The sequence below is a fragment of the Aestuariirhabdus sp. LZHN29 genome, assembly GCF_049985285.1.
Classification (GTDB): Bacteria; Pseudomonadota; Gammaproteobacteria; order Pseudomonadales; family Aestuariirhabdaceae; genus Aestuariirhabdus.
Window position 1 is genome coordinate 242,703 of record NZ_JBNIEU010000004.1, and the last position, 13,544, is coordinate 256,246.

Below are 13,544 nucleotides of genomic sequence, written 5' to 3' on the forward strand. Positions count from 1 at the left end.
TAAAGACAACTAAGTCCGCCTACTCCTTCCCGGGTTCGACGATATTACCCTCGGTGTCCCGCATCAAATCACCGGGAACCGGGAATTCAGGCTGGGCTTGCGGCTTATCCCCGACCCCATCCTTGTAGCGGCGCAGCTGGAAAACGTAAGCGAGTACCTGGGCTACCGCCACGTAAAGGCCTGCAGGAATCTGCTGACTGATACGGGTGGTGAAATAGATTGCTCGTGCGAGTCTGGGTGCCTCAATGATGGTGACATCATGGGCGTTTGCAATCTCACGAATCTTGAAGGCCACCTCCTCCACGCCTTTCGCCAAAACAAAGGGAGCTTCCGCCTTGGCCGCATCGTACTTAATGGCTATGGCAAAGTGGGTCGGGTTAGTAATAACCACGTCTGCCTTGGGAACATCCGCCATCATACGTCGCTCGGCCATTTCACGTTGCAGCTGGCGAATACGCCCCTTCACCTCAGGCTTGCCTTCCGTATTCTTATACTCGTCCTTGACCTCTTGCTTGGTCATCATCAACTGCTTACGGTGATCCCAAATTTGAAACGGGATATCGATCAGCGCAATCAGAATGAGACTCGCACTCATACCGAGGACCGACCACCCCAGCACCGACAGACCGTGGGCAATCGCCTGGGGAATCGCCTCCTTGCCCATCCCCAGGAAGTCCTCCTGCTTGGACAGCAGCACCATAATAGAAACCGTAGCGACCACCGCTACCTTGGCGATGGACTTCAATAGCTCGATCAGGGATTTGGCGGAAAACATCCGCTTGAGCCCCTTTAGAGGATCCATACGACTTAGCTTTGGCATCACCGCCTTGCCACTAAGCAACCACCCCCCAAGAGCCAGTGGACTCAAGAGGGAAACCAGCATCATGGCAATAAAAAAGGGGACTAGAGAGGTCGTCGCTTCAACCAAAGAGACGCCTAAATGCTGAATCATCAATGAAGTATCAAACATGGATTTGCGTTCCAGGGTGAAATTGAAACGCATAACCGAACCAATATTATTACCAATCAGTGCCGCCGATGCGAACAACGAGCCAGTGCCAACCAACAGCAGTAGCATGGTCGTCAGCTCTTTGGAGCGCGGAACCTGCCCCTCTTCGCGAGCATCACGAATTCGCTTTTCTGTGGGCTCTTCCGATTTATCCTGACTGCTGTCTTGTTGTTCTGCCATCCGCTATAGACCCTTTGACCACCCCACCGCCCTGCCCGTCAACTATTGGACACCGACGAGGTTTCTAAGCACAAAGAGTGCCGACTCTGCCATCTGTGAGTACTGAGCAAGGAATCCGGAGATAGACACCCAGATAATGAACAGGCCAAACACAAGGGTCATCGGAAATCCGAGAGCAAATACATTTAACTGTGGTGCGGACTTGGTCATAACACCAAAAGTAAGGTTTACGATAAGCAGGGCGCTCATTGCAGGAATAGCAATCAGCAACGCACTACCAAAAATCCAGCCAAACCAGACCGCTATTTCATACAAACTGTGCAGTGGTAAAAACTGGCCAACAGGTAAGGTGAAAAAGCTATCCACCACCACCTGAATCACTACCAGGTGGCCGTTCATCGCGAGGAACAACAGGGTGCACAGCATCAGGTATAACTGCCCTACCGCAGCCACGTTCACCCCGTTTGCCGGATCGTTCAAAGAGGCGAAACCCAAGCCCATCTGCATCGCAATCATCTGCCCTGCCAACGCAAAGGTGTGAAAGAAAAGCTGTAGCACGAAGCCCATTAAACTGCCGATCAACACCTGTTGCGCCGTAATAATCCAGGAGGACACCGAGAGCACATCGATCTCCGGCATGTCAGGAAGCAAAGGGGCCACCAGCGCGGTAACCGCAACCGCAAATAGAAGTCGCACTCGCATGGGAACCAACTGCGTACCGATAATCGGCATCACCATAAACAGGCTCGCTACGCGAAACAGGGGCCACATAAAATGGCTGATCCAACCACTGATCTCTTGTGTGGAAAGTTCGATCATCTGCCTAGCCGATGATCAAGGGTATGTTGGCCATTAGATCTGTAAAGAAATCCATGAGGGTTCTTAATAGCCAGGGACCCGCGAACATAATGGTTATTAAGGTTACGAGCAAACGCGGAAGAAAACTCAAGGTTTGCTCATTGATCTGGGTTGCGGCCTGAAACACACTCACCATCAAACCTACCAATAAACTGGGAACGACGATAACGGCCACCATCTGCACAATAATGAACAGCGCATCGCGAAACAGATCAATGGCAACTTCAGGCGTCATCGGCTACACCCCGAAACTCGCAGCCATGGTACCGATCACCAGAGCCCAACCGTCGACGAGAACAAAAAGCATGATTTTAAAGGGCAGGGATACAATCAACGGCGACAACATCATCATACCCATGGCCATAAGCACACTGGCTACCACGAGATCGATGATCAAAAACGGGATAAACAACATAAAGCCGATCTGAAAGGCCGTTTTCAGCTCGCTGGTAACAAACGCGGGCACAAGAATATTAAAGGGCACCTCCTCTGCAGAAGGGATATCGTTTTGCCCGGAAATTTTCACAAACAGATCCAGGTCCGATTCGCGGGTCTGCGCCAGCATAAATTCCCGGAATGGCTCCGATGCGAGCTGCAGGGCCTCTACGGAGCCGATCTCCTCCTTTAAGTAGGGCTGCAACGCCCGTTCATTCGCGACATTCAGAACCGGCGTCATAATAAAAAATGAAAGGAATAACGTCAGCCCAAGCAACACCTGATTAGAGGGGGTTTGTTGCAGCCCTAGCGCCTGTCGAAGAATGGAAAAGACAATTATGATTCGCGTAAACGATGTCATCATCATGATGATCGCTGGCAGCAGCGTCATCATCGTCATGATTACAAGAATCTGGATGGTTACCGTGTACTCTTGATCACCGTTGGCCGCGGTGGTGACCTTTAACGCGGGAATACCCAAAGGTGTCTCCGCCATAGCGTGCAAAGGAAACAGCAATCCGAGCAGGGGAAGAAGCAATGCAACCCACTTCACGAGGAGGAACCCCTCTGTACAATCTCCTGCAACTTACTGGCAAAATCTCCACTACTCTGCTCGCCTGGCGCAATAACAGGCTCATCGAACACATGCAGAGTGTTAATCCGACCAGGAGATGCACCCAATAGTATCTGCTTATCACCGACCTGAACCAGCACCAGCCGGTCTCTGGCCCCCAGCGCGATGCCCGCCAAGACCTTCATTTTTCCGCCGTGACCCGTGTTAACACCGTTCACTCGACGCATCAACCAGGAGATGACAAAGATAATCGCCACAACCAACAACAGACCGCCAGCAACCTGCATCAGCGACGCCGCTGACATCACCTCGGGCGCAGTAGCGCGCGCCACCTCTTCGGCCCCCAAAGCGATTCCCGGCAAAAACATAGCGAATGCGCAAAGAATCCGGCTCATTATTTCAACTTCTTTATACGCTCAGACGGACTCACAACATCCGTCAATCGAATACCAAATTTCTCGTTAACAACCACCACCTCGCCATGAGCGATCAGGGTGCCGTTCACCAGGACATCCAGTGGTTCACCCGCCAGCCGATCCAACTCGATTACTGACCCCTGATTAAGTTGAAGAAGGTTGCGAATAGTAATGTCGGTTCCACCCACTTCCATGGAGATAGTGACGGGAATATCCAGAATCACATCAAGATTGGGGCCATCTTCACTACCCGCAAACGCAGGAAGTGCATTATTCGGCTCCGCCAGCTGCTCCATCACCGCCGGAGCGGGCTTCTCAGCTTCATTGAGTAGTGCATCGATATCCTCCTGATCGCCACCATCTCCCGACTCCTCAAGGGCCGCAGCCCACTCATCGGCCAACGCCTGATCATCGCTACCTTCACCGCTCATATTTTCTTCACTCATGGGGTCTTGTCCGTCTGCCTGAACACCTGGTTCCAGCTCATTATTATCATCAGAATCTGCCATAACCGCCTCCCTCCGTTACTTGGGACGTTCTATCGCACTGAGTACCTGTAACGCCAGGTTATCCCGTGAAACACCCAACTTGGTTTTGAACGTCGGTATTCCGTTGGCTTGTAACACAATATATTCTGGCATCTCAACCGGAATAACATCTCCTGGCTTCATTGCCATTACTTCCCGCAGGGAGAGATCACGATCGACAACAGTGGCAGATAGATCTACCCGTGCGGACATGATCTCCTCGCGCAACGAGCGAATCCAGCGTTCATCACGATCATCAATATCGCTCTGCACACCGGCATCAAGAACCTCACGTATTGGCTCAATCATTGAATAAGGCAAGGTAACGTGCATATCACCACCACCACCATCCAACTCAATATGAAAAGTACTCACAACAACCACTTCGCTAGGACTGACGATATTGGCAAGTGCAGGATTTACTTCTGAGTTTACATAGTCAAAGTCAACTTTTAGAACCGGCCCCCAAGCTTCCTTAAGGTCAATAAAAACCTGTTCCAGAACCAATTGTACAACCCGGTTTTCTGTAGGAGTAAACTCACGCCCCTCAATCTTGGCGTGCAGCCCTTCCCCACCAAAAAAATTGTCTACCAGTTTGAACACCAGCTTGGCATCGAGGATAAAAAGAGAGGTCCCACGCAGCGGCTTAACTTTGACCAAGTTGAGACTGGTGGGCACATAAAGACTATGAACGTATTCGCCAAACTTCATTACCTGAACACCACCAACAGCGACATCAGCACTACGGCGCAGCATGTTAAACATGCTAATTCTGGTGTAGCGGGCAAAACGTTCGTTAATCATTTCCAGCGTAGGCATGCGCCCACGAACAATTCGATCCTGGCTTGTCAGGTCATAGGATTTTATGCCTCCAGGCGACGTATCCGTCTCTGTATCGACATCACCGTCATCTACGCCATGAAGTAGCGCATCGATTTCGTCTTGTGATAGTAAGTCTTGCACAATCAATCCTTCCCGGCGGACAGCTTTATCGATTACTGGATAACAAAATTGGTGAACAGTATTGATTCAATGACATCTTTTCCGGTTTCAGCTTTCATTACCTGCTGAACAGATACCAGCGCTTCATCTTTAAGTTTTTGCTTGCCCTCACTGGTAGAGAGCGCCGCAAACTCCTGCTGCCCAATCACCAGATTCAGGTTGTTTCTAATCAGCGGTAGATGGGTTTCCAACGCTGACAAAGGTTCCTTATCTCGAGCCATAACAGAGATATAGATCTGTAAAAAACGCTGCTTTCCATCAACATTAAAATCAACGATAAAAGGGTCGCCCAACGCCATATAAAAAGCCTCTTTGGAGCTTACTTCCTCGGATTCTTCCGTTTCCCCTTCGGCTACCTCGACCTGCTCCCCCCCCATTAATAGGAAATAGGTGGTACCACCGCCCACACCAGCGAGCAACACGACCGCTAACAGTAAAAAGATGACAAGTTTCTTCTTGCTGGCGCCTTTTGGCTCATCGCCACCTTCCTGAACTTCATCCGTATTATTCTCTGCCATGTCAATTATCCGTCGTATGACTGCAATACTGGTGGTATTGCAAAAGTTGAGCCAGCTTTATCGATTGAAAGCTGCTGATTTTATTGAAAAAAACCTGACAGCAGCAATCTCTGGCCTTCGTAAATCAGGGGTAATTTTAAATTGAAGACAACTGACTTACCAGCGACAGGCAATGAAACGAGCTACTTTAAATGGGCAATGACTGACTCGGATTACCGTCAGATCAAAGGTGCACAAACGTGAAAGGGCGTGCCAGCTCAACCGGCACGCCCCTCTACTCGGCAATTTCACCCTCAGATCAAGCGTAATAGTCGACCAAACTTGAACCCATAACCACCTTGGCTGCTGAGGCGTCGCCTTCAGCAACATCTTCACCCTCCGCCTCCTGTGATATTGACGAAACGGCACCGACTCCATCAGGGTCATTATCGTCGCCTTGCCCCTGCTGCTGGGCAAGCCCCTGATCCGAGACATCCACGCTGACTAACTCCACGCCTTGTTGATCAAACATCTCCCGTAGTCTCGCCAACTGCTGCTCCAATGCATCGCGCACCTGAGCATGGTTACTTGAAAAAACAACGTTGGCTTGATCACTATTAATGCTGATCTTAACTTCCAAAGGTCCTAAATCCGGGGGATCAAGCCGAATCTGTGCCGACTGGACGTTCTGGCTGCTAAGCCACATCACCTTGTCCATTACCGCCTCACCCCAGCGCGCCGTGCCAACGGTCTGGGTTATCTCGGTAACCAACTGCTGTGGCCCGCCAGGTTGAACTTCCCGTGTCTGGATAGCGTAACCGTTTGCCATAGGCACCACGTTGGTCTGCACCTCCGAAGGCGCCGATAACGAATCCAGCGGTGCCAGAGCAGCATCAATGGCCACCTTTCCAGCCTGGGATGAACGCTGCAGTAACGCCGACAACTCCCCGGCAGGTGCTGCGTGGGCGTTCAGTACGGTCGAGTTCTCTGCATCAGATACCGTAGGTGGTAGCCTGGATTCCAGCCCGAGCCTGGGGTCACCGCCCTCCTGTTTACCACTCAAGGGGCGCAACACCTGCAGCCAGGCCGGGGCATCTTCCTCAGCGACAAACTCCGCAGTTGCGCTCAATGATTGAATAACAGGAGCTACTCGCCCCGCCGGATCACTGCTGGCCGGAGTGATACCCCCCTCCCGGCCCTCGACTCCCGCTACCGCTTTGTCGGGTGCTGCTTGCGGCAAAGGCTGTTCCGTCAGCGGCAAACCGTTGCCGCCCAGCAAGGCGTAAAGCGTTTGCTGAACAAATGGTGGGAGCTGCTCTACCCGTTCGGCAAACTCAGCGTCAGGGAGATTACCCACCCCTTCTGGAAACAGCTGGGCCAACAACTCCGGCGATAGGAAATCCTCAATACTTTCTTTTAAATCAGTTAGTTGTGCCGAACTAAAGGTGGTCGGCGGCGACTCTTCAGACATGCCAGGAGCCACAATCCCCGCCACCGGTTCGGCGACAGGCATGGAGCTGGCAAAGGATATAAGTGCGGTTCCATTTTGCATAACGTGATACTCACTTTCGGGTTACACCCTGTATGAGCAATATGCAGGCCAACTATGAAACCAGAGAGACAGGAACAAAACCCATCGGAGGAATACGCCAACAACGCTGGTGTTTTTAATAACTACGGCTTGTTGTGGATAGCTCGCGCGCTGCGATTATTTACGAGCTCATCGATCTCTTTCTGCTCTTGTTGATTTTCCCAGCGCTGCTCCTCGGCAAGGTAGTTTTCCTGTAGCTGGGTAATGCTCAACGTGCGGCCACGTGCCGAAATCCAGCTCTGCCTCAACTGCTGCATCTGCTCGGTCACTCGCACTACTTGCGCCTGCTGCTGCTCAATCGCCTCTCCCAATTTCCCAATAAACTGAGACATCTGCTGCAGTTGCTGCACACTAAAGGCACGACCCTCTCGAACCTGCTGGTGATACTCCATTTGGTAGGATTGAAGCTGCAGTAACTTATTCTGTTCGCTTTTGAGGCGGTCGTTAATCTGCTTAAACAGCTGGGCCGCTTTCTCTTCATCGGCACTGGTTACCTGCAAAACGGTATTCATGCGAGTTGAACGTTTCACGTCACCGTGCTCCTTCGGGTGTCATCTGATGGGGCCGGAGCCTTGGCAAATTATCGACCGTTGATGCCAACCAAGGTCAGCTGTCCATCACCGTATGTAAACCACCCAGGCTATCGTCGAAGGTTAGGCTTTCACGCAGCCCCTGCTGTAGAAAGCTACGCATAATGGGCTGTCTGCCGATGGCATCATCAATGGCTGGGTCACTGCCCGCATTGTAGGCTCCAATCGCAATCAAGTCGCGATTCTTCTCAAATACAGAGTAGATCTGTTTGAATTTTTGGGCCAACGCAAGATGCTCCTCGGATACAACCTGTGGCATCGCCCGACTTATCGACGCCTCGATATCGATGGCCGGGTAATGACCCGCTTCGGCCAACCGTCTCGACAACACCACATGACCATCGAGGATAGCTCGCGATGCGTCGGCTATAGGATCCTGGGGGTCATCCCCCTCCGTTAGTACGGTATAAAAGGCCGTAATCGAGCCACGGCCACTGGCACCGTTACCCGCCCGCTCTACGAGTTGGGGCAGCTTGGCGAATACCGATGGTGGATAGCCTTTGGTTGCCGGTGGCTCGCCGACAGCCAGTGCTATTTCTCGTTGTGCCTGCGCGTAGCGAGTTAACGAGTCCATCAGCAACAATACGCTCTTGCCCTGGTCACGATAGTATTCGGCGATCCGCGTACAAAGCATGGCTCCGCGTAAGCGCATCACCGGAGAATCATCCGCCGGCGACGCGACAACAACTGAACGGGCAAGCCCCTCTTCACCCAGAGTCTCCTCGATAAACTCCTTAACTTCTCGACCCCTCTCACCGATCAATCCAACAACAGTGATATCGGCTTGGGTGAAGCGGGTCATCATGCCGAGCAGTACACTCTTACCGACACCACTGCCCGCAAATAACCCCAGCCGCTGTCCACGCCCAACCGTGAGTATGGAGTTGATAGAACGAATACCTACATCGAGGGGTTCATTGATCGGTTGCCTGCCCAGTGGATTGATGGTCTCACCCGCCAGGGGAACATAATCATCAGCATCCAGTGCGCCTTTTCCATCGAGAGGCTTGCCAAGGCCATTTATCACTCGCCCCAACATCCCCATCCCAACAGGTACCAGGCTTTCAGTTTCCTGAGGGATCACCCGCGCACCGGGCTGAATGCCAGGGGCCGTTTCGAGGGGCATCAAAAAGATTCGTTTGTCGTCAAACCCCATCACTTCGGCTTCTATATAACCTCCGTCATGGGTTTCGATCAGGCACCGCTTACCGGTAGAAACCCGACAACCAACAGCTTCCAGGGTCAACCCCACCATGCGGGTCAAACGCCCTGCAACCTGGGGCGTTGAAACCGGCTTCAAACTGTTTTTGTATGCCTCAAGGCGTACGGCAAAGTCGGGGCGAATCACAGAGCCTCCCCATCGGGCGCTTCCGAGTCCTCACCGGGCTGCTCGTCATCGGGCCGTTCGTCATCGGATAAACCAGCCGCCTGCGGGCTCGCCGAAGGTGCAATCGATGAATCATCGGTTGCCGACAGCCTTTGCTCCAACCCCTCCAGGCTTTCATGCTGCTGCTGGGTCGTTTGTGCGTGTGTATGGAGATGCTGCTCGGCTACCTGTTCGGCAATCAGCGCAACTCTTTTCTCTACCGATGCATCCACCAAACTACTGGCGGTTTCAATACAGCATCCACCCGGCAGCATATTCTGGTCCGGCACGATCTGCCAATCACCCTGCAACTCTTCACAAAGTTTCTGCACAATGGGCTGATCCTGCGGGTGAATACTCACGCGTATCGCACCACTGGCCAACGGCAGTTGCAAAATCGCCTCGCGGCAGATCGTCTCGATATGCGACGAATCAGCATTGATTTCGCGACCTATCACCTCCCGAGCAATGGATAAAGAGAGTTCTGCGAGGGACCGGGTAATGGCTTCATCCTGCTCGGCGATCGGGTATACAAGCTGACGACTTAATTCACCGATCATCGCTCCCTGACGCATCAACTGGTCGTCAAAGCGCTGTTTGGCCTCAGCTTCGGCACGCTCGGTACCGACAGCCTCCCCCTGCCGCTCGCCATCGGCTTTCCCCAGGGCAAAGCCTTCGTCGTATCCGGCGGACTTGCCGGCGGCAAATCCCTCAACGTAGGCCTGCTCTCGCTTTTTTTGCAGCTCCTGCTCCGGTGTCAGCGGTGTTTTTGCTGTGCGACTCGCTCCCGCCACACCCGACTGTGATGGCGCCCCTGTGCGACGAAATCCTGAAAAACTCTGCTCTTCCCCCCCCTCGCGCTCGACAACATGGCCGGGGGATTCGAAAGCGGGTAACGCGACGGGGCTTACGGCACCGCAGCTCTCCGCGGGTATCAGAGTGTCGTGGCAATCCGATTTAATCGTCATGATGCATACTCGTTCACGCTGTTATTGGCGCTCAAGCTCTTGGCAGTCGGCCAGATACTCATCGACCGCCTCAATGAAGGCTACCTTGAGCTCGGGAATGGTTTCGGCTTCGTAGGAGATGAGGTCGCGTACGAACCCAACCTTGCCGTAGAAACCACCTTCATCCGTGTTCACTTCAACGGTGCCTGTGTAGTTTTTATGTTGAAACAGCCTGGGGGTGTTCATTTCAGCCCCTTTGGTAGTCCACAACCGATGCAGTGTCTACGCACAGAAGTCACCGTTACAGCATCTCCTCGCCACCCTTACCCCCGAGGACAATGTCACCCGATTCCGCCATGCGGCGGGCAATGGTAAGGATCTCTTTCTGCGCCGTTTCCACTTCGCTAAGCCGTACAGGCCCTTTCGCTTCCAGATCATCCATCAGCAGCTCGGACGCACGCTTGGACATGTTCTTGAAGATCTTATCCTTGACCTTATCATCGGCACCCTTAAGTGCGAGGATCAGCACATCAGAGGAGACCTCACGCAGCAACGCCTGAATACCCCGGTCGTCGACATCTCCCAGATTATCAAACACAAACATCAGGTCTTCGATCTGGGTGCACAGGTCCTCATCGACCTCCTTGATCTGATCCATCAACTGACCTTCAATGCCACTCTCGACGAAGTTCATAATATCAGCGGCGACCTTAACCCCTCCCATGGTCGTGGTCTGGGAGCCACTGCGGCCGGAGAACTGACGCTCCAAAATATTGTTGAGTTCCTGCAGCGCTGCGGGTTGCACCGTGCTCAGGCCTGCCACCCGAAGCACGATATCCAGTCGTACTTTGGGATCAAAATAGCCCAAAATCTCAGCGGCCTGGTCGGAGTCGAGATAGGCGACGACAATCGCCTGAATCTGGGGGTGCTCGTAACGAATAACGTCGGCTACCGCCCGGGGTTCCATCCACTTCAGGGTATCAAGCCCGGTAGTATTTCCACCGAGCAGGATTCGGTCAATGAGGCCGCTCGCTTTGTCTTCGCCAAGCGCCTGGGTCAACATGTTGCGGATGTAACCATCCGCTCCCACACCCAAGCCAGTTTCATTGCGTGCAGTATCGATAAAAAACCTGAGAACTGAATCGACCTGATCGCGATTAATATTTTCCATTTGAGCCATGGCCGCACCGACGCGCTGCACCTCTTTCGGCCCCATATGCTTAAGGACTTCCGCGGCATCTGCCTCACCGAGGCTCATCATAAAAATGGCCGACCGCTGGATGCCGCCCATTTTGGTTGCGATCTCAAGAGCATTGGCTACAACCGGATCGGTCGCTGCAGGAACTGGATTATTCATCGTCCGCTACCCATTGTTTAATTACCTGTGCTACACGACCCGGATCTTCGGCCACCAAGCCCTTTACGGCATTCAGCTGCTGCTCATAACCTTCATGGGGACCGGGTAATAGTACACCTCCGGCACCACTGAGAGTAACCCGATCATCCCCCAAACCGGCTTCTCCGCCACTGGCAGCATCCAGGGCATCGAGATCCTCAGCACTGACGCCCCCCCGAGAGCTATCGCCACTGGCGCTCATAATGTTTTTGATCATGGGGCGAATAAAGCCAAACAGTAAGATCAACAGGAACAGCCCCCCCGCTACCTGTTTGCCGATCTCCCAAAACCAGGGTTCAGTATAAAAAGGCACTTCAGGCAGCGGCTCTTCCGCCACGGCCCGGAATGCCGAATTAATCACATTCACGCTATCTCCGCGGGAGATATCAAAACCTACGGCATCCTTAACCAGCAGGGTAAAGCGATCCAGGTCGCTCTGACTCCAGGGAATACGAGTGGTTTCACCGGTTTCTGCATTCACCTCGGTGATATCATTGATCACCACCGCAACCGACAACCGGCTAATACGCCCCTGCTGAAAGCGGGTATGGCTGATGGTTTTATCGAGCTCAAAGTTACGGGCTGAGCGGGAACGGGAGTCCTGACGAGCACCCTGCTCCGCTGCACCTTCGGCACCCTCAACCTGCTCCGGCACAGTAGCCTCTCCCGGAGGCTGATTCGATAGCGCGCCAGGTATCCCGCCCTGGGTTTGAGTACCACTGCGTAGCTCATCGAGAGTCTGTTCGCTGCGCAACGCCGGCGCGTCGGGGTTGAATTGCTCAGAGGTTTGCTCTACCGATGTAAAATCAACGTTGGCTGCAACTTCGGCCTGATAGTTCCCACTACCCAGCACCGGTGTGAGGATGTTGTGGACCCGCCGCGCCAATGTATCTTCAAGCTTTTTGGTGTACTCGAGCTGGCGATTCGCTTGCTTGAGCTGGGACTCTTTTTCGGTATCTACAACGGAGAGCAACGTGCCATTCTGATCGACTACCGTCACCTCTTCATTGGACATCTCCGGCACACTGGAGGCCACCAGATTCATAATGGCTTTTACCTGTTGCGGTGCGAGTCCACGGGTTCCATAGAGTTCAATAAAAACGGAGGCCGTTGGCCGACGCGGGTCGCGCACAAATACCGAACGCTTGGGGATGGCCAGGTGCACTCGGGCGTTCCGCACGTTGTAAAGGCTGGCTATGGTGCGCGCCAGCTCACCCTCCAGGCCTCGGCGATAGCGCACATTCTCCATAAACTGGCTGGTTCCCAGCCCCTGCTCCTTATCGAGCAGCTCCATACCGATGGTGCGATCGCCGGTTATGCCCGATGCCGCCAGGGTCATACGCGCTTTAGCGACATCCTCGGCCCCCACCAAAATAGCTCCGGTATTGGGTTCAATCCGATAGTGGATATTGCTCTCTTGTAAGGATTGTACAACCTGTGCTGAATCAAAATCCTGCAGGTTGCCATACAGAGGCTGGTAGTCGGGTTGCTGTGTCCAGAGCACGACCGCAAAACCAACCGCGACACTTGCGGCAAGGCCAATCATTAAACCCACCTGACGCATTACGCTCAGGTCCCCTAACGAGGAGAACAGATCATTCCCTGCGGGTTTGCCTGTTGCCATTACTTGCTGTCCTGTTTCAGTTGCTGCGGCTGCCATGTCAAAATCCTGTTATCAATGCCCTAGACCGGCATCTTCATAATATCTTCGTAGGCGTTAACCAACTTATTGCGCACCTCAGACATTGCCTGAAACGAAATACTGGCTTTTTGGGCGGCGATCATCACATCCGGCAGATCAATTCCGGCATCACCCCGCTCAAAAGCGGTACGCATCTGGTTAGCACTCTTTTGCTGACCGTTGACCGAATCGATCGCACTTTTAAATAGCTCGGAGAAATCCGGAACACTATTCGCCTCTTTAACGACGCCCAACTCATTAAGGGATGGCATCGCCGGTTGTATACGCGTTTGTGCCTCTGCCTGCATAGAACGCATTTCCAACATCATTCTGCTCATTTCTACGGGTTGCGACATCCGACTTCTCCTTGATTCTTCTTTGCCTGGAGCCGTCAAGCTCACTGCCATTTTTTTGTCGGGGTATCTTTTCTCTGAGGAGATCCCCCTTCCCGGCGACAATTTGTTGTCGAAACAGG

General features: G+C 53.0%; 17 protein-coding genes. 1 reads left to right on the top strand and 16 read right to left on the bottom strand.

All coding sequences use genetic code 11. The features are described 5' to 3' along the window. Positions 1-19 precede the first annotated feature (19 nt). From flhB to ACP3PW_RS15225, 8 genes are read right to left on the bottom strand one after another with little or no spacing between them, the layout of a single operon-like run. Positions 20-1,189 (bottom strand): flagellar biosynthesis protein FlhB, encoded by a 1,170-nt coding sequence (flhB, locus tag ACP3PW_RS15190; protein WP_426417579.1) that lies wholly within the window; start codon positions 1,187-1,189, stop codon positions 20-22. Between the two features lie 42 nt (positions 1,190-1,231). After that, positions 1,232-2,008 (bottom strand): flagellar biosynthetic protein FliR, encoded by a 777-nt coding sequence (gene fliR / locus ACP3PW_RS15195; RefSeq protein ID WP_426417580.1) that lies wholly within the window; start codon positions 2,006-2,008, stop codon positions 1,232-1,234. A 4-nt stretch (positions 2,009-2,012) separates the two neighbouring features. After that, positions 2,013-2,282, bottom strand: a complete 270-nt coding sequence (gene fliQ / locus ACP3PW_RS15200; RefSeq protein WP_426417581.1) for a flagellar biosynthesis protein FliQ — start codon at positions 2,280-2,282, stop codon at positions 2,013-2,015. A 3-nt stretch (positions 2,283-2,285) separates the two neighbouring features. Beyond that, positions 2,286-2,978, bottom strand: a complete 693-nt coding sequence (fliP, locus tag ACP3PW_RS15205) for a flagellar type III secretion system pore protein FliP (RefSeq protein WP_426417682.1) — start codon at positions 2,976-2,978, stop codon at positions 2,286-2,288. Positions 2,979-3,031: 53 nt separating this feature from the next. Further along, a complete protein-coding gene (gene fliO / locus ACP3PW_RS15210; RefSeq protein ID WP_426417582.1) occupies positions 3,032-3,451 on the bottom strand; it encodes a flagellar biosynthetic protein FliO in 420 nt (139 codons plus the stop codon). Next, positions 3,451-3,981, bottom strand: a complete 531-nt coding sequence (fliN, locus tag ACP3PW_RS15215) for a flagellar motor switch protein FliN (RefSeq protein ID WP_426417583.1) — start codon at positions 3,979-3,981, stop codon at positions 3,451-3,453. Before fliN ends, fliO begins: the two co-directional genes overlap by 1 nt. A 15-nt stretch (positions 3,982-3,996) precedes the next feature. Next, positions 3,997-4,962, bottom strand: a complete 966-nt coding sequence (gene fliM, locus ACP3PW_RS15220) for a flagellar motor switch protein FliM (RefSeq protein ID WP_426417584.1) — start codon at positions 4,960-4,962, stop codon at positions 3,997-3,999. A gap of 32 nt (positions 4,963-4,994) precedes the next feature. Continuing rightward, complete coding sequence (locus ACP3PW_RS15225; RefSeq protein ID WP_426417585.1) at positions 4,995-5,519, bottom strand: flagellar basal body-associated FliL family protein; 525 nt, start codon at positions 5,517-5,519, stop codon at positions 4,995-4,997. Between ACP3PW_RS15225 and ACP3PW_RS15230 the strand changes: the two genes are divergently transcribed. Then, positions 5,518-5,664, top strand: a complete 147-nt coding sequence (locus ACP3PW_RS15230; RefSeq protein WP_426417586.1) for a hypothetical protein — start codon at positions 5,518-5,520, stop codon at positions 5,662-5,664. The two genes, ACP3PW_RS15225 and ACP3PW_RS15230, sit on opposite strands and share 2 nt — an antisense overlap. Before the next feature lie 153 nt (positions 5,665-5,817). Here ACP3PW_RS15230 and ACP3PW_RS15235 read toward each other — a convergent pair whose 3' ends face one another. The 8 genes from ACP3PW_RS15235 to fliE form a co-directional block, all read right to left on the bottom strand. Next, entirely contained in the window at positions 5,818-7,050 is a 1,233-nt protein-coding gene (locus ACP3PW_RS15235; RefSeq protein WP_426417587.1) for a flagellar hook-length control protein FliK, read from the bottom strand. Between the two features lie 122 nt (positions 7,051-7,172). Continuing rightward, positions 7,173-7,619, bottom strand: coding sequence for a flagellar export protein FliJ (fliJ, locus tag ACP3PW_RS15240; protein WP_426417588.1), 447 nt, complete (start codon positions 7,617-7,619; stop codon positions 7,173-7,175). Positions 7,620-7,695: 76 nt separating this feature from the next. After that, positions 7,696-9,024 carry a flagellar protein export ATPase FliI gene (gene fliI / locus ACP3PW_RS15245; RefSeq protein WP_426417683.1) on the bottom strand — a complete coding sequence of 443 codons (1,329 nt, stop codon included), beginning with the start codon at positions 9,022-9,024 and terminating at the stop codon, positions 7,696-7,698. Beyond that, on the bottom strand, positions 9,024-10,013 hold the full coding sequence (locus ACP3PW_RS15250; RefSeq protein WP_426417589.1) for a flagellar assembly protein FliH: 990 nt from the start codon (positions 10,011-10,013) through the stop codon (positions 9,024-9,026). Before ACP3PW_RS15250 ends, fliI begins: the two co-directional genes overlap by 1 nt. A gap of 21 nt (positions 10,014-10,034) precedes the next feature. Continuing rightward, complete coding sequence (locus ACP3PW_RS15255) at positions 10,035-10,238, bottom strand: hypothetical protein (protein ID WP_426417590.1); 204 nt, start codon at positions 10,236-10,238, stop codon at positions 10,035-10,037. Between the two features lie 55 nt (positions 10,239-10,293). Beyond that, entirely contained in the window at positions 10,294-11,283 is a 990-nt protein-coding gene (gene fliG / locus ACP3PW_RS15260; RefSeq protein WP_426417684.1) for a flagellar motor switch protein FliG, read from the bottom strand. Positions 11,284-11,341: 58 nt separating this feature from the next. After that, on the bottom strand, positions 11,342-13,048 hold the full coding sequence (gene fliF, locus ACP3PW_RS15265) for a flagellar basal-body MS-ring/collar protein FliF (RefSeq protein WP_426417591.1): 1,707 nt from the start codon (positions 13,046-13,048) through the stop codon (positions 11,342-11,344). Between the two features lie 23 nt (positions 13,049-13,071). Next, on the bottom strand, positions 13,072-13,425 hold the full coding sequence (gene fliE, locus ACP3PW_RS15270) for a flagellar hook-basal body complex protein FliE (RefSeq protein WP_426417592.1): 354 nt from the start codon (positions 13,423-13,425) through the stop codon (positions 13,072-13,074). Positions 13,426-13,544: the final 119 nt, after the last annotated feature.

Coding starts and splice junctions, on each gene's coding strand:
- flhB (WP_426417579.1), bottom strand. CDS start 1,189: ATGGCAGAACAACAAGACAGCAGTCAGGATAAATCGGAAGAGCCCACA.
- fliR (WP_426417580.1), bottom strand. CDS start 2,008: ATGATCGAACTTTCCACACAAGAGATCAGTGGTTGGATCAGCCATTTT.
- fliQ (WP_426417581.1), bottom strand. CDS start 2,282: ATGACGCCTGAAGTTGCCATTGATCTGTTTCGCGATGCGCTGTTCATT.
- fliP (WP_426417682.1), bottom strand. CDS start 2,978: ATGGCGGAGACACCTTTGGGTATTCCCGCGTTAAAGGTCACCACCGCG.
- fliO (WP_426417582.1), bottom strand. CDS start 3,451: ATGAGCCGGATTCTTTGCGCATTCGCTATGTTTTTGCCGGGAATCGCT.
- fliN (WP_426417583.1), bottom strand. CDS start 3,981: ATGGCAGATTCTGATGATAATAATGAGCTGGAACCAGGTGTTCAGGCA.
- ACP3PW_RS15230 (WP_426417586.1), top strand. CDS start 5,518: ATGTCAATTATCCGTCGTATGACTGCAATACTGGTGGTATTGCAAAAG.
- ACP3PW_RS15225 (WP_426417585.1), bottom strand. CDS start 5,519: ATGGCAGAGAATAATACGGATGAAGTTCAGGAAGGTGGCGATGAGCCA.
- ACP3PW_RS15235 (WP_426417587.1), bottom strand. CDS start 7,050: ATGCAAAATGGAACCGCACTTATATCCTTTGCCAGCTCCATGCCTGTC.
- ACP3PW_RS15250 (WP_426417589.1), bottom strand. CDS start 10,013: ATGACGATTAAATCGGATTGCCACGACACTCTGATACCCGCGGAGAGC.
- ACP3PW_RS15255 (WP_426417590.1), bottom strand. CDS start 10,238: ATGAACACCCCCAGGCTGTTTCAACATAAAAACTACACAGGCACCGTT.
- fliG (WP_426417684.1), bottom strand. CDS start 11,283: ATGGGCGGCATCCAGCGGTCGGCCATTTTTATGATGAGCCTCGGTGAG.
- fliF (WP_426417591.1), bottom strand. CDS start 13,048: ATGGCAGCCGCAGCAACTGAAACAGGACAGCAAGTAATGGCAACAGGC.
- fliE (WP_426417592.1), bottom strand. CDS start 13,425: ATGTCGCAACCCGTAGAAATGAGCAGAATGATGTTGGAAATGCGTTCT.